Annotated in this window: 21 protein-coding genes; 13 read left to right on the forward strand and 8 right to left on the reverse strand. The window is 73.2% G+C overall.

Annotation, left to right across the window (positions count from 1 at the left end; translation table 11 throughout):
- The first annotated feature begins 4 nt into the window (after positions 1-4).
- Positions 5-850: a serine hydrolase domain-containing protein gene (locus AFM16_RS12565; protein ID WP_030796751.1), complete on the forward strand. Its 846-nt coding sequence runs from the start codon at positions 5-7 to the stop codon at positions 848-850.
- On the opposite strand, the gene AFM16_RS12570 is transcribed toward AFM16_RS12565, so the two are convergent.
- Positions 847-1,509, reverse strand: a complete 663-nt coding sequence (locus AFM16_RS12570) for a pirin family protein (protein ID WP_107419070.1) — start codon at positions 1,507-1,509, stop codon at positions 847-849. The two genes, AFM16_RS12565 and AFM16_RS12570, sit on opposite strands and share 4 nt — an antisense overlap.
- A gap of 96 nt (positions 1,510-1,605) precedes the next feature.
- Here AFM16_RS12570 and fasR point away from each other — a divergent pair, with 96 nt between their 5' ends.
- The 5 genes from fasR (at position 1,606) to fabF (ending at position 6,509) form a co-directional block, all read left to right on the forward strand.
- The gene (gene fasR, locus AFM16_RS12575; RefSeq protein ID WP_030796755.1) at positions 1,606-2,811 is read left to right on the forward strand and encodes a fatty acid biosynthesis transcriptional regulator FasR; all 1,206 of its coding nucleotides are present in this window, start codon (positions 1,606-1,608) and stop codon (positions 2,809-2,811) included.
- 89 nt (positions 2,812-2,900) lie between these two features.
- Positions 2,901-3,818: an ACP S-malonyltransferase gene (locus AFM16_RS12580; protein ID WP_078633353.1), complete on the forward strand. Its 918-nt coding sequence runs from the start codon at positions 2,901-2,903 to the stop codon at positions 3,816-3,818.
- 9 nt (positions 3,819-3,827) lie between these two features.
- Positions 3,828-4,829: a ketoacyl-ACP synthase III gene (locus AFM16_RS12585; protein WP_030796758.1), complete on the forward strand. Its 1,002-nt coding sequence runs from the start codon at positions 3,828-3,830 to the stop codon at positions 4,827-4,829.
- Between the two features lie 83 nt (positions 4,830-4,912).
- Entirely contained in the window at positions 4,913-5,161 is a 249-nt protein-coding gene (locus AFM16_RS12590) for an acyl carrier protein (RefSeq protein WP_030796760.1), read from the forward strand.
- Between the two features lie 82 nt (positions 5,162-5,243).
- Entirely contained in the window at positions 5,244-6,509 is a 1,266-nt protein-coding gene (fabF, locus tag AFM16_RS12595) for a beta-ketoacyl-ACP synthase II (protein WP_030796764.1), read from the forward strand.
- Between the two features lie 103 nt (positions 6,510-6,612).
- On the opposite strand, the gene AFM16_RS12600 is transcribed toward fabF, so the two are convergent.
- Complete coding sequence (locus AFM16_RS12600) at positions 6,613-7,107, reverse strand: DUF3145 domain-containing protein (protein ID WP_030796767.1); 495 nt, start codon at positions 7,105-7,107, stop codon at positions 6,613-6,615.
- 325 nt (positions 7,108-7,432) lie between these two features.
- Here AFM16_RS12600 and AFM16_RS12605 point away from each other — a divergent pair, with 325 nt between their 5' ends.
- Positions 7,433-8,332, forward strand: a complete 900-nt coding sequence (locus AFM16_RS12605) for an SGNH/GDSL hydrolase family protein (RefSeq protein WP_078633354.1) — start codon at positions 7,433-7,435, stop codon at positions 8,330-8,332.
- A gap of 38 nt (positions 8,333-8,370) precedes the next feature.
- Entirely contained in the window at positions 8,371-9,342 is a 972-nt protein-coding gene (locus tag AFM16_RS12610) for an aldose epimerase family protein (RefSeq protein WP_030796773.1), read from the forward strand.
- Positions 9,343-9,433: 91 nt separating this feature from the next.
- On the opposite strand, the gene AFM16_RS12615 is transcribed toward AFM16_RS12610, so the two are convergent.
- Positions 9,434-11,998 carry a beta-glucosidase gene (locus tag AFM16_RS12615; protein ID WP_078633355.1) on the reverse strand — a complete coding sequence of 855 codons (2,565 nt, stop codon included), beginning with the start codon at positions 11,996-11,998 and terminating at the stop codon, positions 9,434-9,436.
- A 166-nt stretch (positions 11,999-12,164) separates the two neighbouring features.
- Between AFM16_RS12615 and AFM16_RS12620 the strand changes: the two genes are divergently transcribed.
- Positions 12,165-13,394, forward strand: a complete 1,230-nt coding sequence (locus AFM16_RS12620; RefSeq protein ID WP_078633356.1) for a pyroglutamyl-peptidase I — start codon at positions 12,165-12,167, stop codon at positions 13,392-13,394.
- 55 nt (positions 13,395-13,449) lie between these two features.
- Here the strand turns inward: AFM16_RS12620 and AFM16_RS12625 are convergent, their stop codons facing one another.
- Positions 13,450-14,064 carry a LysE family translocator gene (locus AFM16_RS12625; protein ID WP_078633357.1) on the reverse strand — a complete coding sequence of 205 codons (615 nt, stop codon included), beginning with the start codon at positions 14,062-14,064 and terminating at the stop codon, positions 13,450-13,452.
- Positions 14,061-14,888 (reverse strand): EI24 domain-containing protein, encoded by an 828-nt coding sequence (locus AFM16_RS12630; RefSeq protein ID WP_078633358.1) that lies wholly within the window; start codon positions 14,886-14,888, stop codon positions 14,061-14,063. The genes AFM16_RS12625 and AFM16_RS12630 overlap by 4 nt, the downstream gene beginning before the upstream one ends.
- Positions 14,889-15,029: 141 nt before the next feature.
- On the opposite strand from AFM16_RS12630, the gene AFM16_RS12635 reads away from it, so the two are divergent.
- The gene (locus AFM16_RS12635) at positions 15,030-16,196 is read left to right on the forward strand and encodes a serine hydrolase domain-containing protein (RefSeq protein ID WP_078633359.1); all 1,167 of its coding nucleotides are present in this window, start codon (positions 15,030-15,032) and stop codon (positions 16,194-16,196) included.
- Positions 16,197-16,834: 638 nt separating this feature from the next.
- Here the strand turns inward: AFM16_RS12635 and AFM16_RS12640 are convergent.
- Positions 16,835-17,863 (reverse strand): NADP-dependent oxidoreductase, encoded by a 1,029-nt coding sequence (locus AFM16_RS12640; protein ID WP_078633360.1) that lies wholly within the window; start codon positions 17,861-17,863, stop codon positions 16,835-16,837.
- A 101-nt stretch (positions 17,864-17,964) separates the two neighbouring features.
- Here AFM16_RS12640 and AFM16_RS12645 point away from each other — a divergent pair, with 101 nt between their 5' ends.
- The gene (locus tag AFM16_RS12645; RefSeq protein ID WP_078633361.1) at positions 17,965-18,414 is read left to right on the forward strand and encodes a MarR family winged helix-turn-helix transcriptional regulator; all 450 of its coding nucleotides are present in this window, start codon (positions 17,965-17,967) and stop codon (positions 18,412-18,414) included.
- Positions 18,415-18,679: 265 nt separating this feature from the next.
- On the opposite strand, the gene AFM16_RS12650 is transcribed toward AFM16_RS12645, so the two are convergent.
- Complete coding sequence (locus tag AFM16_RS12650) at positions 18,680-18,868, reverse strand: hypothetical protein (protein WP_078633362.1); 189 nt, start codon at positions 18,866-18,868, stop codon at positions 18,680-18,682.
- A gap of 2 nt (positions 18,869-18,870) precedes the next feature.
- Positions 18,871-19,686: an SCO2400 family protein gene (locus AFM16_RS39015; RefSeq protein ID WP_179123268.1), complete on the reverse strand. Its 816-nt coding sequence runs from the start codon at positions 19,684-19,686 to the stop codon at positions 18,871-18,873.
- Between the two features lie 212 nt (positions 19,687-19,898).
- Between AFM16_RS39015 and AFM16_RS12665 the strand changes: the two genes are divergently transcribed.
- Both AFM16_RS12665 and AFM16_RS12670 read left to right on the forward strand, forming a co-directional pair.
- A complete protein-coding gene (locus tag AFM16_RS12665; RefSeq protein WP_078633365.1) occupies positions 19,899-21,056 on the forward strand; it encodes a mandelate racemase/muconate lactonizing enzyme family protein in 1,158 nt (385 codons plus the stop codon).
- A complete protein-coding gene (locus AFM16_RS12670) occupies positions 21,053-22,057 on the forward strand; it encodes a zinc-dependent alcohol dehydrogenase (protein ID WP_078633366.1) in 1,005 nt (334 codons plus the stop codon). The genes AFM16_RS12665 and AFM16_RS12670 overlap by 4 nt, the downstream gene beginning before the upstream one ends.
- The last annotated feature ends 340 nt before the right edge of the window (positions 22,058-22,397 follow it).

Consider the following 22,397-nt stretch of genomic DNA (forward strand, 5'->3'; position numbering starts at 1 on the left):
CGGCATGTCCTCCCTGACAAGCCTGGCGTCCCTCGCCACCTGGCCGGTTCCCACCGCCGCCGCGGGCGTGGTGCGCGCGGACGGCACCGTCCTGGGCACCCACGGCCCGGTCGGGCGGCGCTTCCCGCTGGCCTCGGTCACCAAGCCGCTCGCCGCGTACGCCGTGCTCGTCGCCTACGAGGAGGGCGCCGTCGAACTGGACGAGCCCGCCGGGCCGCCCGGGTCGACGGTCCGTCATCTGCTCGCGCACACCTCGGGCCTGGCCTTCGACGAGCACCGGGTGACGGCCCCGCCCGGCGACCGGCGGCTGTACTCCAACGCCGGGTTCGAGCAGCTCGGCGACCATCTCGCCAAGGCCACCGACATCCCGTTCGCCGAGTATCTGCGGCAGGCCGTGCTGGAGCCGCTGGGCATGGCGGACACCTCGCTGGAGGGGTCCCCGGCGAAGGACGCGGTGTCGACGGTGGAGGACCTGCTGCGGTTCGCCGCCGAGGTGCAGGCGCCCCGGCTGCTCGACCCGCGCACGGTCGCGCAGGCGATGACCGTGCAGTACCCGGGCACCAAGGGCGTCCTGCCGGGCTACGGCCACCAGAACCCCAACGACTGGGGCCTCGGCTTCGAGATCCGCGACGGCAAGTCCCCGCACTGGACCGGCGCCGCCTCCTCGCCGCGCACCTTCGGTCACTTCGGGCAGTCCGGTACGTTCCTGTGGATCGACCCGTCCGCAGGGTGGGCGGGCGGGAACAGCACAGGGGCGGCCTGCGTGGCCCTCACGGACCGGGCGTTCGGCCCCTGGGCGGTCGAGGCGTGGCCGCCGTTCACGGACGCCGTACTGGCCGAGCTGCGCTAGAACAGGGCCTGGGCCATCTCCCAGAGCAGCAGCTCGGTCTCGCTCACCCCGGCCGCCGTCAGGTCCTTCGCGTCGGTGATCCGGGCCGCGTCGCCGGGGCCCAGCTCCACGCCGTCCAGCCGGACCGTGCCGCGCACGACATGGACGTAGACGTACGGCGCGTCCGGGACCGCCGTGCGCTCGCCCGCCACGAGCCGCCGCACGTGCAGCATCGCGCCGGCCTCGGGGACGGCGTACGGCGTCGCGTCGGCGATCCCGCGGACGATCTCGTACGACGGGTCGCCGCCGGGGTCGAGCGGGGCCAGCCACATCTGGACGAAGGTGAGCGGGTCCGGGCCGTCGTTGCGCTCGACGTGCCGCACGCCGGACGCCGCGCCGAGCCGCTGGACGTCCCCGGGCCGCACGGTCGTCGCGTGTCCGCGCGAGTCGCGGTGGGTCAGCTCGCCCTCCACCACCCAGGTCACGATCTCGGTGTGGCTGTGCGGGTGCTCGTCGAAGCCGGCGCCGGGGGCGAGGCGCTCCTCGTTGCAGGCGATCAGCGCCCCGAAGCGCAGATTGTCCGGGTCGTAGTGGGGGCCGAAGGAGAACGCGTGCCGGGTCTCGATGCCGGCCGCCGGGTCCCCTCCGGGGTAGCGCGCGTCGGCGCGGCGTACGTCCATCACGGACCCACCGTAGTCCCGCCGGGGCCCGCCCCGTCCCGCGGCCCCACGACCCTCCGGCGCACGTTCGCGTCCCGATAAGGCAGTCTTGTCACCGTGCCCGAACCCGAAGCCACTCACCCCGACCCGGCGGCACACGCCGCGCACCCGCACCCCGCGACCATGAAGCGGCTGGTGAAGTCCTCCGGAAGTCTGGCCGCCCAGGCCATCGCGCGGATGGACGAGACCCTGCCCTGGTACCGGGCGATGCCCCCGGAGAACCGTTCCTGGATCGGGCTGGTCGCCCAGGCGGGCATCGCCGCGTTCACCGAGTGGTTCCGGCACCCCGACGCGCCGCAGGCGATCTCCACCGATGTGTTCGGCACCGCCCCGCGCGAGCTGACCCGGGCCATCACCCTGCGCCAGACCGTGGAGATGGTGCGCACCACCATCGAGGTCATGGAGTCCGCGATCGACGAGGTCGCGGCCCCGGGCGACGAGAGCGTCCTGCGGGAGGCGCTGCTGGTCTACGCCCGGGAGATCGCCTTCGCGACCGCCCAGGTGTACGCCCAGGCCGCCGAGGCACGCGGCGCCTGGGACGCCCGGCTGGAGTCCCTCGTGGTCAACGCGGTGCTCAGCGGCGAGGCCGACGAGGGCGCGGTGAGCCGGGCCGCGGCGCTCGGCTGGAACGCGCCGGAGCATGTGTGCGTGGTCCTCGGCACCGCCCCCGACGGGGACTCCGAGCTGACCGTCGAGGCGATCCGGCGGGCCTCGCGGCACGCCAAGCTCCAGGTGCTCACCGGGGTGCTCGGATCGCGGCTCGTGGTCATCGCCGGCGGCAGCGACAACCCGCTGGCCGTCGCCAAGTCGCTGATCGGGCCGTTCGCCGCGGGACCGGTGGTCGCCGGGCCCGTCGTACCCGATCTGCTCGCCGCCACCCGGTCCGCACAGGCCGCCGCGGCGGGGCTCAAGGCGTGTTCCGCCTGGCAGGACGCACCCCGTCCGGTGCTGGCGGACGATCTCCTCCCGGAGCGCGCGATCGCCGGTGATCCCAGCGCGCGCGAGCAGTTGGTGGAGGAGATCTACAGACCGTTGGAGGAGGCCGGGTCGGCGCTCCTGGAGACGCTCTCGGTCTATCTCGAACAGGCGAGCAGTCTGGAGGGCGCGGCGCGGATGCTGTTCGTCCATCCCAACACCGTGCGCTACCGGCTTCGACGTGTGACTGACGTCACCGGCTGGTCGCCTTCGGATGTACGCTCCGCGTTCACGCTGCGGATCGCGCTGATCCTGGGGCGCCTGATGGATGGCGAACCCCAGACCTAGGCTTTTGTCGGGGGTCCACAAAACCCCCTGCCGTTCTTCGTCCCTGTCCCCACGGGCGGCTTTGCCCGTCCCCAAGAGAGAGTGTGAGAGTGCTCGTACTCGTCGCTCCCGGCCAGGGCGCCCAGACGCCCGGCTTCCTGACTCCCTGGCTCGAACTGCCCGGTGCCGCGGACCGCGTCGCCGCGTGGTCGGACGCCATCGGCCTGGACCTCGCCCACTACGGCACCGCGGCCGACGCGGACGAGATCCGCGACACCGCGGTGGCCCAGCCGCTGCTGGTGGCCGCCGGCATCCTGTCCGCCGCCGCGCTCGGCGACGTGTCGCCCGGCGCGGTCGCCGGACACAGCGTCGGTGAGTTCACCGCCGCCGTCCTCGCGGGCGTCCTCGACGACACCGCCGCGCTGGCCCTCGTCCGCAAGCGGGGTCTGGCCATGGCCGACGCCGCCGCGGTGACCGGGACCGGGATGTCCGCGCTGCTCGGCGGGGACCCCGAGGTGTCCGTCGCGCATCTGGAGAAGCTGGGCCTGACCCCGGCGAACATCAACGGCGCGGGCCAGATCGTCGCCGCCGGCACGCTGGAGCAGCTCGCCGCGCTGAACGAGGACAAGCCCGAGGGGGTCCGCAAGGTCGTCCCGCTGAAGGTGGCCGGCGCGTTCCACACGCACCACATGGCCCCCGCGGTGGAGACCCTCGCCAAGGCCGCCGCGGACGTCACGGCCGCCGACCCGACGGTCGCCTACGTGTCCAACAAGGACGGCGGCACCGTGACCGCCGGCGCCGAGGTCCTGGACCGGCTGGTCGGCCAGGTCGCCAACCCGGTCCGCTGGGACCTGTGCATGGAGACCTTCAAGGAGCTGGGCGCGACCGCGATCGTCGAGGTCTCCCCCGGCGGCACCCTCGTGGGTCTCGCCAAGCGTGCCCTGCCCGGCGTCAGAACGCTGGCGCTCAAGACCCCCGACGACCTCGACGCCGCTCGCGAGCTCATCGCCGAGCACGGCGTCGCCTGAGGAGCCCTGATGGCGAAGATCAAGCCCAGCAAGGGCGCCCCGTACGCGCGGATCCTCGGCGTCGGCGGCTACCGTCCCGTCCGGGTGGTGCCCAACGAGGTCATCCTGGAGACGATCGACTCCTCCGACGAGTGGATCCGCTCGCGCTCCGGCATCGAGACCCGGCACTGGGCGAACGCCGAGGAGACCGTGGCCGCCATGTCGGTGGAGGCGTCCGGCAAGGCGATCGCCGACGCCGGGATCGCCGCCGAGCAGATCGGCGCCGTGGTCGTCTCGACCGTCTCGCACTTCAAGCAGACCCCGGCCGTGGCGACCGAGATCGCCGACAAGCTGGGGACCGCCAAGGCCGCCGCCTTCGACATCTCGGCGGGCTGCGCGGGCTTCGGCTACGGCCTCACGCTCGCCAAGGGCATGATCGTCGAGGGTTCGGCGGAGTACGTCCTGGTGATCGGCGTGGAGCGGCTGTCCGAGCTGACCGATCTGGAGGACCGTGCGACGGCCTTCCTGTTCGGCGACGGCGCGGGCGCGGTCGTGGTCGGCCCGTCCACCGAGCCGGCGATCGGCCCGACGGTGTGGGGCTCCGAGGGCGACAAGTCGGAGACCATCAAGCAGACCGTGCCGTGGACGGACTACCGCGACGGCACCGTCGAGCGGTTCCCCGCGATCACGCAGGAGGGCCAGGCGGTCTTCCGCTGGGCCGTGTTCGAGATGGCGAAGGTCGCCAAGGAGGCGCTGGACGCCGCCGGGATCAGCGCCGCCGACCTGGACGTCTTCATCCCGCACCAGGCCAACGAGCGGATCATCGACTCGATGGTGAAGACCCTCAAGCTGCCGGAGTCCGTCACGGTCGCCCGGGACGTGCGCACCACCGGCAACACCTCGGCCGCCTCGATCCCGCTCGCGATGGAGCGGCTCCTGGCGACCGGCGAGGCGAAGAGCGGCGACACCGCGCTCGTCATCGGATTCGGGGCGGGTCTCGTCTACGCCGCCACTGTCGTTACCCTCCCCTAGGCACTCCGTGCCGGATCATGCGATCCGGGGCGGGATGAAGCACCACAGCCACACCCTCTGGATACCAAAGAAGGAGCGCCACCATGGCCGCCACTCAGGAAGAGATCGTCGCCGGTCTCGCCGACATCGTCAACGAGATCGCCGGCATCCCGGTTGAGGACGTCCAGCTGGACAAGTCCTTCACCGACGACCTGGACGTCGACTCGCTGTCCATGGTCGAGGTCGTCGTCGCCGCCGAAGAGCGCTTCGACGTCAAGATCCCGGACGAGGACGTCAAGAACCTCAAGACGGTCGGCGACGCGACCGAGTACATCCTCAAGAACCAGGGCTGATCCACCCCGGTCCCCTGGGCCGGACTGCCCCGCCACCCGGCGGTGGCGCCGCTGAATCCTCGTCACGTTGGAGAAAGAATCCGTGAGCCCGACCAATCGCACCGTGGTCGTCACCGGTATCGGCGCAACCACACCGCTGGGTGGCGACGCAGCCTCTACCTGGGAGGGGCTGATCGCCGGCAGGTCCGGTGTGCAGCTCCTGGAGCAGGACTGGGCGGCCGACCAGGCCGTCCGTATCGCGGCCCCGGTCGCCGTGGAGCCCACCGAGGTCATTCCGCGGCCGCAGGCCCGCAAGCTGGACCGCTCGGCGCAGTTCGCGCTGATCGCGGCCCAGGAGGCGTGGAAGGACGCCGGCTTCGAGGGCCGGGCCGGTGAGGACCCGGCCGCCGACCCCGACCGGCTCGGCGCCGTGATCGCCTCCGGCATCGGCGGTGTCACCACCCTCCTCGACCAGTACGACGTGCTGAAGGAGAAGGGCGTCCGCCGGGTCTCCCCGCACACCGTGCCGATGCTGATGCCGAACAGCCCGTCCGCCAACGTGGGTCTGCTCGTGGGCGCCCGCGCGGGCGTGCACACGCCGGTCTCGGCGTGCGCGTCGGGCGCGGAGGCCATCGGCTACGCCATCGAGATGATCCGTACCGGCCGCGCCGACGTCGTCGTCGCCGGTGGTACGGAGGCCGCCATCCACCCGCTGCCGATCGCCGCGTTCGGCAACATGATGGCGATGTCCAAGAACAACGAGAACCCGCAGGCCGCCTCGCGCCCCTACGACGTCGCCCGCGACGGTTTCGTGATGGGCGAGGGCGCCGGTGTGGTCGTCCTGGAGTCCGCCGAGCACGCGGCGAAGCGCGGGGCCCGCGTGTACGCCGAGGCGGTCGGGCAGGGCATCTCCGCCGACGCGCACGACATCGTGCAGCCGGAGCCGGAGGGCCGCGGCATCTCGCACGCCCTGCAGAACCTGCTGGACAACACCGACCTGGACCCGGCGGAGATCGTGCACGTGAACGCGCACGCCACCTCCACGCCGGCCGGTGACATCGCCGAGCTGAAGGCGCTGCGGAAGGTCTTCGGGGACGAGGCGGACCACTTCGCGGTCTCCGCGACCAAGTCGATGACCGGTCACCTCCTCGGCGGCGCCGGCGGTGTCGAGTCCGTGGCGACGATCCTGGCGCTGTACCACCGGGTGGCCCCGCCGACCATCAACGTCGAGAACCTCGACCCCGAGGCGAACGTCGACATCGTCCGCGGCGAGGCGCGCAAGCTGCCCGTGGAGGGCCGTATCGCCGCGCTGAACGACTCGTTCGGCTTCGGCGGGCACAACGTGGTCCTGGCGTTCCGCACGGTCTGAGAGACGCGCGTACGCGTGTGAAGGGGCCCCACCTTTCGAGGTGGGGCCCCTTTGCTGTCACAGGCGGGCGATAGGGCGGATGGTACGGCGGGCGGTACGGCCCTCAGACCACCTGGTGCAGCCAGCGCACCGGGGCGCCCTCGCCGGCGTAGCGGAAGGGCTCCAGTTCGTCGTCCCAGGGCTTGCCGAGGAGCTTGGCCAGCTCGGCCTCCAGGTCCGTCTCCCCGCGCTGGCTGCGCAGCAGGGCGGCGCGCAGCCGGTCCTCGGGGATCAGGATGTCGCCGTGGATGCCGGTGACGGCGTGGTAGATGCCGAGGTCGGGGGTGCAGCTGTAGCGCTCGCCCTCGGCGGTGGCGCAGGGCTCGGCGGTGACCTCGAAGCGCAGCAGATGCCAACCGCGCAGCGCGGAGGCGAGTTTGGAGGCGGTGCCCACCTCGCCCTGCCAGGAGAACTCCGAGCGCCAGGTGCCGGGCGCGGCGGGCTGCCGGATCCAGTCGAGGCTGACGCGTGTGCCGAGCACCCCGGCGACGGCCCACTCGACGTGCGGGCACAGCGCGCGCGGCGCGGAGTGCACGTACAGAACTCCACGTGTCGTCACCGGGACCTCCGGGCAGAGCGGGACAGTCTTGCTGGCTGGTGTGGCGGCGGTGGCAGGCAGCCGCGTTGATGGCGAGGCTACCGTGCGGCGGTGCAAGGAGTGTGACGTACCGTCGGTCCCGGTGCCCCGAAACCGCCGCCATTCACCCGGCAGGACGCCTGGAGCGGGGTCGCGCGTTCCCTCTTGTGGGCCATCTTGTCCGCCGTGTTCCGCGGGCCGCGGTCGGGGCGGGGCCCCGGCCGGGTCCGCGCCGGGCGGGGGTCCGGGAACTCCCGGACGTTGTCATGAGGGGGCGTTGCACCGAGAACGAGGGGATCATCAGGGGATGCGGATGCGATACCGGCGGGCGCGCGCGGGGCTGGCCGTCACCACGGCCGCCGTGCTGGGGCTGGCCGGCTGTGACGCGCTGGGCGGCGGGGGCGACGCGCCGTCCGGGGACCGGGCGGGGCGGGTGAGTCCGTCGCCGTCGCCGACCCCGCTGTGGGACTCCAGTCCGTCGTCGATGGCGGCGGTGGGCGACTCCATCACGCGTGGTTTCGACGCCTGTTCGGTCCTCCAGGACTGCCCGGAGGTGTCCTGGGCGACCGGTGCCAGCGCCGAGGTGAACAGCCTGGCGGTCCGGCTGCTGGGTACGGCGAAGGCGGCCACGCACAGTTGGAACTACGCGGTGACCGGCTCGCGGATGGCGGACCTGCCGGCCCAGATGACCCGGGCCGCGGCCAGAAAGCCGCAGCTCGTGACGGTGATGGCGGGGGCGAACGACGCGTGCCGGGCGTCCACCGCGGCGATGACGCCGGTCGCCGAGTTCCGCGCCGACTTCCAGGACGCGCTGCGCGCGCTGCGCCGTGAGGTGCCGAAGGCGCAGGTGTACGTGGCGAGCGTGCCGAACCTGAAGCGGCTGTGGGCGCAGGGGCGCACCAGTGTGCTGGGCAAGCAGGTGTGGAAGCTTGGGATCTGCCCGTCGATGCTGGGCGACGCGGACGCGCTGGACACGGCGGCGACCGAGCGCCGCGACACCGTGCAGCGGCGCGTGGAGGACTACAACGCGGTGCTGGAGGAGGTCTGCGCGAAGGACGAGCGGTGCCGGTTCGACGGCGGCGCGGTGTACGACTTCCGGTTCGGCACGGATCAGTTGAGCCACTGGGACTGGTTCCATCCGAGCACCGACGGACAGGCGCGGCTGGCGGAGATCGCCTACCGGAAGGTGGTCGCGAAGGTGCCGTGACTGGGGCGTCCGCCGGGCCGTGACTTAATGTTCCGCTCATGAGCGAACACTTCGGAACACTTTCCGACGGCACCGCGGTGCACCGCTGGACGCTGGAGCGGGCGGGCACCCGGGTGCGGGTGCTGTCGTACGGCGGGATCGTGCAGTCCGTGGAGGTCCCGGACCGGGACGGGCGGACGGCGGACGTGGTGGTGGGGTTCGCGGACCTGGACGGCTATGTCACGCACCCGGAGCCCTTTCTCGGCGCGCTGATCGGACGGTACGCGAACCGGATCGCGCACGCCCGTTTCCCGTTGGACGGGGTGACGTACGCGCTGGAGCCCAACAACGCGCCCAACTCCCTGCACGGCGGCCCCCGCGGCTTCGACAAGCGGGTGTGGGAGGTGACGCCGGTCGAGCACGGGCTGCGGCTGAGCCGGGTCAGCCCGCACGGCGAGGAGGGCTTCCCCGGCCGGCTGGAGGTCACGGCGACCTACACGCTCGACGCGTCGGGCGCGCTGCGCCTCGCGTACGAGGCGGTGACCGACGAACCGACCCTGGTGAACCTGACCAACCACAGCTACTTCAACCTGGCGGGCGCCGGGAACGCCTGGGGTCATGAACTGCGGCTCGCGGCGGCCCGGTACACGCCGGTGGACGCGGACCTCGTCCCGACCGGGGAGCTGGCCGAGGTCGCGGACACCCGTTTCGACTTCCGGACCCCGCGCAAGCTGGGGCCCGGCTACGACCACAACTTCGTGCTCGACAAGGGCGTCACCGCCGCTCCCGTGGAGGTGGCCGAGCTGTACGACCCGGGGTCCGGGCGGGTGCTGACGGTGGCGACGACCGAGCCCGGCATCCAGGTGTACTCGGCGGACCACCTGGGCGAACCGTTCCTGCCCGGGGAGGGGATCGCGCTGGAGACCCAGCACTTCCCGGACTCCCCGAACCGGCCGGAGTTCCCGAGCACCGAGCTGCGGCCGGGCGAGGTGTACCGCTCGGAGACGGTGTACGGCTTCTCGGCGCGCTAGTCGCAGAACCGACAGAAGCCTGTCAGTAAGCCCCGGTCCAGGGGTCAGGGTCCCGGACCGGGGCTGCTCAGGGGGGCGTCTGGGGCCCGCTTCAGACGGTAACCGCCACGCCGATCCTGCGGTCCGCGATCGAGCGTCCCACCTGGATTTCGTACGAACCCTTCACAAAGAACCACCGGTGAGCGGTCTCGTCCCAGATCTCGAAGGCGCGCCGGGGCAGGTCGAGGGTGATCTCGGCGGTCTCCCCCGGTCCGGCCTCGACGGCGGCGAACCCGGCGAGCCAGCGGGCCGGGCGGTGCGGCTGGTCCGGGTGATCCGGGTGGTCCGGGTGGTCCGGCTGGTCGGCGTCGGGCCCGGCGTGGGGCTCGGTGGGCGCGAGGTAGACCTGCACGACCTCGCGGCCGGGGCGGGTGCCGGTGTTGCGGACCCGCACCTGCACCGTCGTCCCCTCCGCCGCCGTCCCGGTCACCTCGGCGGATTCGTAGGCCCAGTCGGTGTAGCCGAGGCCGTGGCCGAAGGGGTAGGACGGGGTGCGGCCGGCCCGCTCCCAGGCGCGGTGGCCGATGAGGACGCCCTCGTCGTACGGCAGTCGGCCGTCGTCCGGGGCGACCCGGGTGACCGGGGCGTCGGCGAGGGAGCCCCAGGTGGTGGGGAGCCGTCCGCCGGGTTCCTCGGCGCCGGTGAGGACGTCGGCGAGGGCGGCGCCGCCCTCCTGGCCGGGGAACCAGGTGAGCAGCACGGCGGCGACCTCCTCGCGCCAGGGCAGTTCGACCGGGGCGCCGGAGTTGACGACCACGACGGTGCGGGGGTTGGCGGCGGCGACGGCGCGGACCAGGTCGTCCTGGCGGCCGGGCAGCCGCAGGTCGGCGCGGTCGTGGCCCTCGGACTCGACGCGTTCGGTGGTGGCGACGACGACCACGGCGGTGTCGGCGGCGCGGGCGGCCTCGACCGCCTCGGCGATCAACTCGTCGGGGTCGCGCCGGGGTTCCTGGTGGCAGAGGGTGAAGGTGACGATCTTCAGCGGGCCGTCCGCGGGCAGCTCGACGACATAGGTCAGGGAGACGTCGACCGGTTCGCCCGCGGTCAGTTCGACGCGGGCGCGTTCCACCGGGCCGCCGAAGAAGGCGGCGAACGGGTCCTTCTTCTCGGGGCGTTCGACGCCCTCGAAGCGCACGGTGCCGCCGACGGCGAGCCGGAAGGCGCCCAGGCCCCGGGTGCCGAAGGTGTGGACGCCGCTCTCGCGCGGGGTGAAGGTGCCGGTCAGTTCGACGGTGCGCAGCCGGTCGTGGGTGACACCCTCGGGGAGGTCGGCGCCCATCCACTGGATGTGCCCGTTGGGCGCGGAGCCGGTGCCGAGCAGGGTGCCGTCGGCGGCCCGGCAGACCGCGCGCAGCGCGAACCCCCGGTCGGCGACGGCGAGTTCCTCGTCGGGGTCGGCGCCGACGGCGTAGGTGAGGGCGCCCTCTGGGAGGGCGGCGGTCAGGCCGTCGAGCGGGGAGACCGTCCGGGCCGGGAAGACCACGGCGGAGCCGCCGCCGAGGATCCGGGCGTCGCGGGCGGCGGCGCCGAGCAGAGCGACCGTGGTGCCGGGCCGCAGCGGCAGGGCCGCGCGCTCGTTGCGGACCAGGACGAAGGAACGGCGGGCCAGTTCACGGGCGAGCGCCTCGCCGTCGAGGTCCGCGGGCGGGTCGGTGACGGCGGGTCCGGCGCCGGCCAGGGCACCGACGCGGGCCGCCAGGCGCAGCACGCGGCGTACGGCGGTGTCGACCTCGGACTCGTCGAGGCGGCCGTCGCGCACGGCCTCGGCGAGGGCGGGGCCGTAGACGGTCCGCGGGCCGGGCATCGCGAGGTCGAGGCCGCCGCGCAGGGCGCGGACGGTGTCGCGGGCGGCCGACCAGTCGGAGACGTTGACGCCGTCGAAGCCCCAGGTGTCGCGCAGCACCTCGTTCACCAGATGGTGGTGCTCGGTCATCGTGGTGCCGTTGACCGAGTTGTAGGCGGTCATGACGCCCCAGGGGCGCGCGTCCTTGACGATGGCCTCGAAGGGGGCCAAGTACAGCTCGCGCAGGGCGCGTTCGCCGATCAGGTTGTCGACCGTGAAGCGCTCGGTCTCGGCGTCGTTGGCGACGAAGTGCTTGACGGTGGTGCCGACGCCGCCCTCCTGGACGCCCGTCACATAGCCGGTGCCGATCCGGCCGGTGAGGTACGGGTCCTCGCTGTACGCCTCGAAGTGGCGGCCGCCGAGCGGGGAGCGGTGCAGGTTGACGGTGGGGGCGAGCAGCACGTGGACGCCCTTGCGGCGGGCCTCCTGGGCGAGCAGCGCACCGGCGCGGCGGGCGAGGGCAGGGTCCCAGGTGGCGGCGAGGGCGGTCGGGGAGGGCAGGGCGATCGAGGGGTCGTCGGAGGTCCAGCGCACCCCTCGGACGCCGATCGGGCCGTCGGACATGACGAGGGAGGCGAGGCCGATCTCCGGCAGCGCGGGCAGCGACCAGGTGTCCTGCCCGGCCAGGAGCCGGGCCTTGGCGTCCAGGTCGAGCCGGACGAGGGCGGCCTCGACGGCGTGCTCGGTCGCGGCGTCGGGCACAGCGTCGGACACGGTGCCGGTCGTCGTGCCGGGTCCGGCCTGGGTCGCCACCTCGGGTCCTGCTGCTGCCATGGGGGCCTCCTCGTCGAGTGCGGGCGCGCGGTCGTTCCATCGTGCATCGGCGGGCCGGTCCCGTCCGGCGGAAACGCGCGCCATGGCGCCGGCCCCTTCCGTCACGGGATACTTCCCCGGTCCCGCACCACGCTTCCCCCACAGCGACGGAAGGACCTGAACTCCTGTGCACGCACTACGCGTTCGTGTCGGTCTCCTCGGACTGGCCCTGCTGGCCGGACTCTCCGCCCCCGCCACCGCGACCGCGGCCCCGGCCGCACCCGCCCCCACCGTCGAGGAACTGCGGCTGGACCGGGCCGTTCCCCAGGAGATCCTGGCCCGCTCCGGGTTCGACGCGCTCGCCCCGCGGCTGGCCCGGCTGCTGGCGGACGCGCGCTCCTACGCGCAGGCCCGCCGGATCGTCGTCCGCGAGGGCACCGCGCTGTGGCGGCGGGCCGTGGACCGGGCGCAGGGCCGCGGTCCGGCGGGCGGCGACCTGAGCCGGGACGACGACCGGCCGCTGTACTGGGCCCGGCTCGGTCTGAGCCGTGAAGTGCGCACCTGGGAGCCGGAGTTCGGGCTCGGTGAGGCCCAGCGCGGCGCGCTGCTCGACTCCCTGGAGCGCACCTCGCGCGGGCAGACCGGCATCGGGTATCCGCGCACCGAGGGGCTCAAGCGGGTCCTGGTGACCGGCTTCGACCCGTTCACCCTGGACCGGGACATCCGGATCTCCAACCCGTCCGGGGCCAGTGCGCTCGCCCTCGACGGCACGGTGATCGAGACGGCGGACGGTCCCGCGCGGGTGGAGGCGGTGGTGTTCCCGGTGCGCTGGCGGGACTTCGCGGAGGGCACGGTGGAGCGCACCCTGCGGCCGTATCTGCCGCGCGTCGATCTGTTCGCGACCGTCAGCCAGGGCCGGGTCGGCCGCTTCGACGTGGAGCGCACCAACGGCGCCTGGCGCGGCGGTTTCGCGGACAACGAGAACGTCGGCGACACCGGTACGATCCCGGTCGCCGACCCCGCCGGGCAGCCGCAGTGGACGACGACGACCCTGCCGTACGCGGCGATCACGGCGGCCGCCACCGGGCGGTTCCCGGTCTACGACAACACGAGCGTGACCGAGATACCGGCGGGCGGCACCACGGCCGTCGTACGGCCGGACGGGCCCACCGCGGGGTCGCTCGCGCGGGCCGGGGGCGGCGGCGACTATCTCTCCAACGAGATCGCCTACCGGGCGACGCTGCTGCGCGACCGGCTCGGGCTGCACGGTCGGCTGCCGGGCGGGCATGTGCACACGCCGGTGCTCCAGTTCGGCGCCGGCAACACCACGGAGGTGACCGACCCGGAGTTCGTCCGGAACCGGCTGGACATCGTCGCGCAGGTGCGGGCGATCCTGGCGGTGGCGGCCGGGGAGTAGCCCGAAGCCAGAGGGCGGGGTCCTCAGTGGGCGGGGTCCTCAGTGGGCGGGGTCCTCAGTGGGCGGGTGCGAAGGCGAGGCTGATGCCGAGGCCGGCGAGGACCGTGCCGATCACCTTGTTGAGGACCTTCTGCGCGCGCAGCATCAGCGTGCGCATCCGCTCCTGCGAGAAGAACACGGCGACGACGCCGAACCAGAGCAGATGCGCCAGCGCCATGAACAGGCCGTAGCCGACCTGCTGGGCGACGGGTGTGCCGGGGCTGACGACCTGGGAGAACGTGGAGACGACGAAGAGCGTGGTCTTCGGGTTGAGGACGTTGGTGAGGAACCCGGCGCGCAGCGCGGCGAACGGCGTGAGTTCGGTGCCGGCGGTGAGGTCGATCTCGACGTCGCCCTTGGTGCGGAAGGTGCGGACGCCGATGTAGATCAGGTAGGCCGCGCCGATGACCTTGATGACCGTGAACAGGACGGTGGACGACGCGATCAGCAGGCCCACGCCGAGCATGGTGTAGGTGACGTGCACGAGGACGCCGGCGGCGACGCCGGTGGCGGCGAGCAGTCCGGTGCGGCGGCCGAAGAGGTAGCTGTTGCGGACGATCATCGCGAAGTCGGCGCCGGGGGCGACGACGGCCAGGACGGTGATGACGGCGACGGCGAGGATCTCGGTCACGCGGTGATCTCCTCGGAGTCGCCGCCGCCGTTCCCGCCGTTCGCGTCGTCGTCCCCGTCGTTCTCGCCGTCCTCCTGGATCTCCTCGCCGCGCAGTTCGCGGGCCATGAGGGTGGCGCCGGCGACCGCGCCCGGCATCAGGAACACGGCGACGAAGGGCACCAGGAAGGACACGGCCAGCGGGGTGCCGAAGCCCCACACCAGGGTCTTGCGGGTGCGCAGCAGGGCGAGGCGGGCGCGCAGGTCGACGCCGCGGCGCTGGAGGGCGACGGAGGTCAGTTCCTCGGTGAGGAAGAAGCCGGTGACGAAGAACCCGATCACGGGGACGACGGTCTGTCCGACGAGCGGGATGAATCCGCAGGCGAACAGCAGCAGGCCCCAGACCAGGGCGCGGGCCAGGATGCGCAGGCTGTCGCGGGCGGAGATCCACAGTTCCTGCCAGAGGGGCAGGGTGGACTGCGGTGCGGTGCCGTCGGGGGACACGTCCCGGTCGACCTTCTCCGAGAGGCTCTCGTAGAAGGGCTGGCCGATCAGCAGGGTGACGGCGGTGAAGGTGAGGACGGACAGCAGCAGGCCGAGGGCGAACAGCACGGCGGTGAGGAAGCCTCGGAACAGGCCCTGCCAGGGGCTGGACCAGTCGTCGGCGAAGGGCGTCGCCCAGCCGACGAAGTCCGCGCCCCACACCGCGAGCGCGACGAGCGCGGCGATGTAGAGGACGAGTGTGATCAGGCCGGGAAGCAGCCCGAATCCGTACTGCTTGCCGTGCCGGGCCACCCAGCGCTGGCCCTTCAGGAGGTACCGGAACCCCACCCCAAGATCTCGCATGGCCGAACTCTAGCCCGAGGCCGGGACAAGGGCCTCTAGGCCGTCCGGGGTATCGGTGACACCGACACCCCGCTGTCACAGTTGAGTCGAACGGGTACACCTCGCCGTACCGGTCTGTGGAAGGCCGGCTGAGGAGAGCGGATGACTGGGATGGCGGACACGCAGGAGATCCACGGCACCGTGGCCGACGGCTTCGAGGCGGTACGGGAGGAGTTCGCCTCGTTCGTCGCCGGGGAACTGCCGGACTACGAGGGGCAGTTGACGGCGTACGTGCACGGCAGACGGGTCGTCGACCTGTGGGCCGGCGGGGCGGGGCCCGATGCCCTGTACGGGGTGTTCTCGTCGACCAAGGGCGCGGCCCATCTGGTGGTGGCGCTGCTGGTGCAGGACGGCACGCTGGAGCTGGACCGCAAAGTCACCTACTACTGGCCGGAGTTCGCCTCCGAGGGCAAGGGGCAGCTCACGCTGCGCGATCTGCTGGCGCACCGGGCGGGGGTGGTCGGCACGGACACCGGTTTCTCGCCGCGGGAGCTGGCGGACGACCGTCAGATCGCCGAACGCCTCGCCGACCAGCGGCCGTTCTGGCGTCCCGGTACGGCCTTCGGCTACCACGCCCTGGTCATCGGCGCGCTCACGGGTGAGGTGGTGCGGCGGGCGACGGGCCGCACGCTCCAGGAGGTGTACGCGGAGCGGGTGCGCGCGCCGTACGGGCTGGACTTCTTCCTGGGGCTGCCGTCGGCGCACGAGCCGCGGTTCCGCAGCGCGCAGCCGATGGCGCCGACGGCCGAGCAGCGGGCGCTCCTCGACTCCCTGCCGGTCGGGCCGCACACCCTGGCCTCGATCGCCTTCAACCGGCACGCCGCCGAGCCGACCGACCTGGAACTCCTGCCGAACGATCCGCTGGTGCGGAGCCGGGGCCCGGCCTCGGTGGGTGGCGTCGCCTCGGCCCGCGGCCTGGCCGGCCTGTACGCGGCGGCGATCAGCGAGGTCGGCGGCAAGGCGCCGCTGCTGAAGGAGGACACGGCGGCGGAGTTCGGCCAGGTCCACTCCGTCGGCTACGACCTGGTGGCACGGGCCCACAAGTCGTACGGCCTGGGCTTCCAGGCGACGGCGGACACCTGGCACCCGTTCCTCGGCACCGGCACCTTCGGCCACAGCGGCGCAGCCGGCTCCCAGGCGTTCGCGGACCCGCGCAGCGGCCTGGCGTACGGCTACACCCGCCGCCGCTTCGCCTTCCCGGGCGGCGCGGCACCGGAGAACGACCGCCTGGCGGCGGCGGTGCACCGGGCGGCGCTGGCGGCGGGGTGATGCGGGCGGGGCCGACCGGGCACCTCGGCCCAGCGGGCACCGCGTGCCCCGGCCCGGGGGCGCCGCGTGCCTCAGCCCGGCGGGCGCCACCAGATGATCCGGCCCAGGGAGCGCCGCCGAGCGATTCCACCCAGGGGTGTGCCTCCAGGTGCCCCGGCCGGGGGCGCCGCCGGGCGATGCGGCCCGTGGGGCCGGGTGACCCGGCCCGGAGGCGCCGCCGAGCGATGCGGCCCGTGGGGCCGGGTGCCCCGGCCCGGGGGCGCCGCCGGGCGATGCGGCCAGGGGCACCGCCAAGTGACCAGGCCCATGGGCACGACCGGGTGCCTGGGCCCAGGGAGGCGCAACCGGGTGACCGGGCCCGGGGGGGCAGCCGATCGGCCCGGTCGGCAGGCGCCGCGTGCCCCGGCCCGGGGGCGCCGCCGGGCGATGCGGCCAGGGGCACCGCCAAGTGACCAGGCCCATGGGCACGACCGGGTGCCTGGGCCCAGGGAGGCGCAACCGGGTGACCGGGCCCGGGGGGGCAGCCGATCGGCTCGGTCGGCAGGCGCCGCGTGGCCCGGCCCGGGGGCCGTCGGGTGATGCGGTCGCGGCCCCCGGCCGGGGGATCCGGTCGGGGGCCGCGGTGGCAGGGGCCGGTGTCAGAGCTTGACGATCATCTTGCCCGTGTTGTCGCCTCGCAGGACGCCGAGGAAGGCTTCCAGGTTGTTCTCGATGCCCTCGACCACCGTCTCGCGGTGCTTCAGGGTGCCCGCGCGGAGCCAGGCGCCGACCTCTCGGACGAACTCCGGCTGGAGGTCCTGGTGGTCGTTGACGAGGAAGCCCTCGATGCGGCCGCGGGTCTGGATCAGGCGGGCGAGGTTCTTCGGGCCGGGGGTGGCCTCGGTGTTGTTGTAGACGGAGATCATGCCGCAGACGGCGATCCGGCCGCCCTCGTTGAGGGAGCCGATCGCGGCCTCCAGGTGGTCGCCGCCGACGTTGTCGAAGTAGACGTCGACGCCGTCCGGGGCGGCCGCGCGGAGCTGCTCGGCGACCGGGCCGTTCTTGTAGTTGAACGCCGCGTCGAAGCCGTACTCCTCCACGAGCAGCTTGACCTTGTCGTCGGAGCCCGCCGAGCCGATGACCCGCGAGGCGCCCTTGAGCCGGGCGATCTGGCCTACCTGGCTGCCGACCGCGCCCGCCGCGCCGGACACGAAGACCGCGTCGCCCTCCTTGAAGGCGGCGGTGCGCAGCAGACCGGCGTAGGCGGTGAGGCCGGTCATGCCGAGGACGCCGAGGTAGGCGGAGAGCGGCGCGGCGGCGGGGTCGACCTTGACGGCCTGGCGGGCGTCGAAGGTGGCGTACTCGCGCCAGCCGCCGAAGTGCAGCACGTGATCGCCGACCGCGACGCCCTCGGCGGCGGAGGCGATCACCTCGCCCACGGCACCGCCCTGCATGGCCTTGCCCAGCTCGAAGGGGGCGACGTACGACTTCGCGGCGCTCATACGGCCGCGCATGTACGGGTCGACGGAGACGTACGCGTTGCGGACCAGCACCTCACCGGGGCCGGGCTGCCGGACCGGGGCCTCCGCCAGCTCGAAGTCCTCGGCCTTCGGCCAGCCGACGGGACGGCTGAGCAGACGCCATTCGCGGCCGGTGACGGGGAGGGCGGAGCCGGTGGAGTCGGTCATGGGGGGGCGCCTTTCGAGACGGACACAGAATGTTTCACTACCTGAAACAACCATGCGCCTGAATATTTCAGCATGTCAAGTAAACGGGGTACCCTCTGACCATGACCGCCCTCACACCCCGGACCCCGCCCCCGGACCCGCTGACCCTGGAGGTCGTCGAGCTGATCGGCGAGGTCGTGGCCCGCTTCTACGCGGACTACGAGGAGGCGGCCGCGGACCACGCGCTCACCGGCGCGCAGGCCCGTCTGCTGAGCCTGCTCTCGCTGGAGCCGCTCCCCATGCGCAAGCTCGCCCGCAAGCTGAAGTGCGAGCCGTCCAACGTCACCGGAATCGTCGACCGCCTGGAGTCCCGCGGTCTGGTCGAACGCCGCCCCGACCCGGCCGACCGCCGCGTCAAGCTGGCCGCGACGACGGAGGAGGGCCGCCGGGTCGCCAAGTCCCTCCGCACCTCCCTCCGCTTCGCCCGCGAACCCCTGGCGGGGCTGGCGGAGGAGGAGCGGCGGGTGCTGCGGGGGCTACTGGAGAGGATGTTGGGGGCGGCGGCGGAGTAGGGCGGGCGGGCACTGACTCCCGCCGGGCGCCGGGCGCCGCGCGGGGCGGGACCCGTCGGCCGTTGCCCGAGCCGCTGCGGCGCGGGTCCGTCAGTCGTCGCCCGAGCCGCCGCGACGCGGGTCCGTCAGTCGTCGCCTGAACCTCCGAGGCGCGGGTCCGTCGGCCGTCGCCCGAGCCGCCGCGGCACGGGTCCGTCAGTCGTCGCCTGAACCTCCGAGGCGCGGGTCCGTCGGTCGTCGCCCGAGCCGTCGCGGCGCGGGTCCGTCAGTCGTCGTCCGAGCCGCCGCGGCGGGATCTGCGGGACGGTGTCGAGAGCAGGTCCGCCAGGGCCAGGGTCGCGGCCGAGACCGCGCGGGCCCAGCGCGGGGCGTCGTCGGCGCGGGAGGTCCACCAGACGCAGGCGCAGCCGGCGATCACGAGGGCCAGGACTCCGATGAGGGCGAGCATCGCCATGCCTACGTGCACCACCACAGGAAGCGGTTGCAGGTTTCCGAAGGTGACGGCTTCGGGGGCTGGGACGACGGGGGCGGGTCGGCCGGTGGGGTGGAGGCCGGGTCCGCCGGGGCGGAGGGGGCCGGGGTCACGGCGGGGGCCGAGGCCGACTGGGGGTCCGGGGCCGGGGACTCGCTCTCCTCGTCCTCCTCCTTCGGGGACTCCGACTCCGACGGAGAGGCCGACGCGTCCGGGGACGGCGAGGACGTGGCCGTGTCCTCCCGGTCGTCCAGCGGCAGCGCCGTCGTGCTCGGCTCCGGGGTCGAGTCCTCCACCTCCGACGACTCACCGCCGGCCACCGCGGGGTTCGGCGAGGAGAAGCCCGGCGCGTCGATGCCCAGCTCGGCGAGGCTCAGCCCGCCCGCCGCCAGGACGAAACCGGCGGTGATCAGCACGGTGCGCCTGCGACGCCTGCGGTGGGCCGCCGCCTTGCGATCGCGACGGCTCGTCTCCGCACCCGCGTCCGCACCGGCGGGGCCGACGGCGCGCTTGCCGCCGCGACGGCGGGCCGCCCGTCCCTGAGGTTCCGCACCCGAGTCACCCGCGTCACCCGAGCTGTCCGCGCCCTCCGCGCCCTCCGCGTCACCCGCGTCGCCCGAGTCCTTCGAGCCACCCGAGCCCTCCGGGACACCCGAGTCGTCCCCGCCCCCCGCCTCCACGCGCCGCTCCCGCGCAAGCGGTTGCTGTGCGTACGTGTCCGGTTGTGGCGCGGGCGCGCCGCACCCCGGGCAGGCGAGGGCGCCGTTGAGGTGCCGTCGGCACGGGAGGCAGTAGTCCATGACCCGGGAAGAGTAGGTTCCCGGAAGGTCACGTTCCTAGAGGCGGCTGTGAAGGTTGTGTAGGAACAGATGATCTAAACCCGAAACACCTGAGCGAAACTGTCGAAACCGTTATCCGTCCAGCCCATTGACACCCCGCTCACCCCGTCCTTACTGTCACGCCAACATTTCGAACGAGTGACGAAATCTCGAACAGCCGAAGGGTAACTTCCGTGCGCATCACCGGAATCAGCACGCACGTGGTCGGAACGCCATGGCGCAATCTGACCTACGTCCTGGTGCACACCGACGAGGGCCTCACGGGGGTCGGCGAGACCCGGATGCTGGGCCACACCGACGCCCTGATCGGATACCTCAAGGAGGCCGAGGCCAACCACATCCTCGGCTCCGACCCGTTCGCCGTCGAGGACCTCACCCGGCGGATGAAGTACGGCGACTACGGCCGCGCCGGCGAGATCGTGATGTCCGGCATCGCGGTCGTCGAGATGGCGTGCTGGGACATCAAGGGCAAGGCCCTCGGCGTACCGGTGTGGCAGTTGCTCGGCGGCAAGGTGACGGACAAGGTCAAGGCGTACGCCAACGGCTGGTACACGACCGAGCGGACGCCCGAGGCGTACCACAAGGCCGCCCAGGAGGTCGTGGCGCGCGGATACCAGGCGCTGAAGATCGACCCCTTCGGCACCGGCCACTTCGAGCTGGACCACGCGGGCACCCGGTACGCCGTCTCCCTCATCGAGGCCGTCCGGGACGCGATCGGTCCGGACGCCGAGCTGATGCTGGAGATGCACGGCCGCTTCTCCCCCGCCACGGCCGTCCGGCTGGCCCGGGAGCTGGCGCCGTTCGAGCCGGCCTGGCTGGAGGAGCCATGCCCGCCGGAGAACCTCAAGGCGCTGGAGAAGGTGGCCGCCAAGGTGGACATCCCGGTCGCCACGGGTGAGCGCATTCACGATCGCATCGAGTTCCGCGAGCTGTTCGAGAGCCAGGCCGTCGACATCATCCAGCCGGACGTCGGCCACATCGGCGGCATCTGGGAGACCCGGAAGCTCGCCGCGACCGCCGAGGCGCACTACGTGCTCGTCGCCCCGCACAACGTGGGCGGGCCCGTACTCACCGCCGCCTCCCTCCAAGTCGGCTTCACCTCCCCCAACTTCAAGATCCTTGAGCACTTCAACGATTTCGCCGACGCGGAGATCAAGAAGGTCGTCAAGGGCGCGCCCGAGGTGATCGACGGGTACTTCCACCTCTCCGACGCGCCCGGTCTCGGGGTCGAGCTGGACGTGGACGCGGCCGCCGAATTCCCGCAGCAGCAGGCCCGGTTCGACCTGTGGGCCGAGGGCTGGGAGCAGCGCAAGCCGAAGGGCACGCGGTGAGTACGGCCGTCGTCGTCGAGGCGCCGGGCACGCACCGGCTGGTCGCGCACACGCCCCGGGAGCCCGGTCCCGGGGAGGCGCTGGTGCGGGTGCACGCGGTCGGCATCTGCGGCAGCGACCGCGAGGTGTACCAGGGCAACCGGCCCGAGGAGTACGTCCGTTACCCGCTGACCCCGGGGCATGAGTGGTCCGGGACCGTGGCGGCGGTCGGCGCCGGGGTGCCCGACTCGCTGACCGGACGCAAGGTCGTCGGCGAGGGGTTCCGCAACTGCCAGGTCTGCGACCGGTGTCACGCGGGCGAGACCACGCTGTGCGCGCACGGGTACGAGGAGACGGGCTTCACCCAGCCGGGGGCGATGGCCGCCACGCTCACCCTGCCGGCCCGGCTGCTGCATGTGCTGCCCGATACGGCCGACTTGACCGCGGCCGCGCTGCTGGAACCCGCGGCGTGCATCGCGGCCGCGGCGGTCAAGGCGCGGGCGTTGCCGGGTGAGCGGGTGGCGGTGGTCGGCACCGGCACGCTGGGGATGTTCGCCGTGCAGTTCCTGCGCGCGGGCTCACCGGCCGAGCTGCTGGTGGTCGGCACGCGGGGCGACCGGGAGGCGCTGGCACGGCAGTTCGGGGCGACCGGCTTCCGCACCCGGGACCAGGAGCTGCCCGACGGCTTCGACGTGGTGATCGAGACGGCGGGTTCGGCGTCCGCCGCGCGCACCGCCGCCGGTCTGCTGCGGCGCGGGGGCCGGCTGGTCCTGACCGGGATCCCGGCGCCGGGCGCGGACGGGCTCGACCCGACAGACCTGGTGGTACGGCAGTTGGAGGTCCACACCGTCTTCGGCGCGCCGCCGGACGCCTGGTCGCACACGGTGCGGGTGTTCGGGGCGGGTCTGCTGGACCCGCTCCCCCTGGTGACACACGAGCTGCCCCTGTCCGATTTCGCGACGGCGATCGACCTGGTGGGCTCCGGCGACCCGAAGGTCGGCAAGGTCCTGCTCCGCCCGTAGCCCGGCCCTGTCCCGCCGACCCCGCCCGAACGTACGCCGGGACGGAGGCTCCTGACGGCCCCCGTACCGGCGTACACCTCGCCTTTCGAACACACCCCGAGCCTCGTATACGACCAGCACCGCCCCGCACCCAGCCACGCGCAGCCCGAGACCCGCACATCCCCCTCGCCCGCAGCCTGAGCCCTGCCCCCTGGGCCCCGCGCACCCCGCCCGTGACCCCCACAAGGCTCGCCCCCACCCCGCACCGCCCACGACCCCGCACCACTCACGACCCCGCACCACTCACGCCACACCCCACCCGCACCCCCGCACAGCTCACACCGCACCCCGCCCGACCCCC

Origin of the sequence: Streptomyces antibioticus (assembly GCF_002019855.1) — a bacterium.
GTDB lineage: Bacteria > Actinomycetota > Actinomycetes > Streptomycetales > Streptomycetaceae > Streptomyces > Streptomyces antibioticus_B.

Excerpts from the sequence above, each read along its gene's own strand:
- AFM16_RS12650 (WP_078633362.1), bottom strand. The coding sequence starts at position 18,868 with ATGGCGATGCTCGCCCTCATCGGAGTCCTGGCCCTCGTGATCGCCGGC.
- AFM16_RS12615 (WP_078633355.1), bottom strand. The coding sequence starts at position 11,998 with ATGGCAGCAGCAGGACCCGAGGTGGCGACCCAGGCCGGACCCGGCACG.
- AFM16_RS12610 (WP_030796773.1), top strand. The coding sequence starts at position 8,371 with ATGAGCGAACACTTCGGAACACTTTCCGACGGCACCGCGGTGCACCGC.
- AFM16_RS12590 (WP_030796760.1), top strand. The coding sequence starts at position 4,913 with ATGGCCGCCACTCAGGAAGAGATCGTCGCCGGTCTCGCCGACATCGTC.
- AFM16_RS12640 (WP_078633360.1), bottom strand. The coding sequence starts at position 17,863 with ATGACCGACTCCACCGGCTCCGCCCTCCCCGTCACCGGCCGCGAATGG.
- AFM16_RS39015 (WP_179123268.1), bottom strand. The coding sequence starts at position 19,686 with ATGGACTACTGCCTCCCGTGCCGACGGCACCTCAACGGCGCCCTCGCC.
- AFM16_RS12635 (WP_078633359.1), top strand. The coding sequence starts at position 15,030 with ATGACTGGGATGGCGGACACGCAGGAGATCCACGGCACCGTGGCCGAC.
- AFM16_RS12570 (WP_107419070.1), bottom strand. The coding sequence starts at position 1,509 with ATGGACGTACGCCGCGCCGACGCGCGCTACCCCGGAGGGGACCCGGCG.
- AFM16_RS12585 (WP_030796758.1), top strand. The coding sequence starts at position 3,828 with ATGGCGAAGATCAAGCCCAGCAAGGGCGCCCCGTACGCGCGGATCCTC.
- AFM16_RS12565 (WP_030796751.1), top strand. The coding sequence starts at position 5 with ATGTCCTCCCTGACAAGCCTGGCGTCCCTCGCCACCTGGCCGGTTCCC.
- AFM16_RS12630 (WP_078633358.1), bottom strand. The coding sequence starts at position 14,888 with ATGCGAGATCTTGGGGTGGGGTTCCGGTACCTCCTGAAGGGCCAGCGC.
- AFM16_RS12645 (WP_078633361.1), top strand. The coding sequence starts at position 17,965 with ATGACCGCCCTCACACCCCGGACCCCGCCCCCGGACCCGCTGACCCTG.
- AFM16_RS12605 (WP_078633354.1), top strand. The coding sequence starts at position 7,433 with ATGCGGATGCGATACCGGCGGGCGCGCGCGGGGCTGGCCGTCACCACG.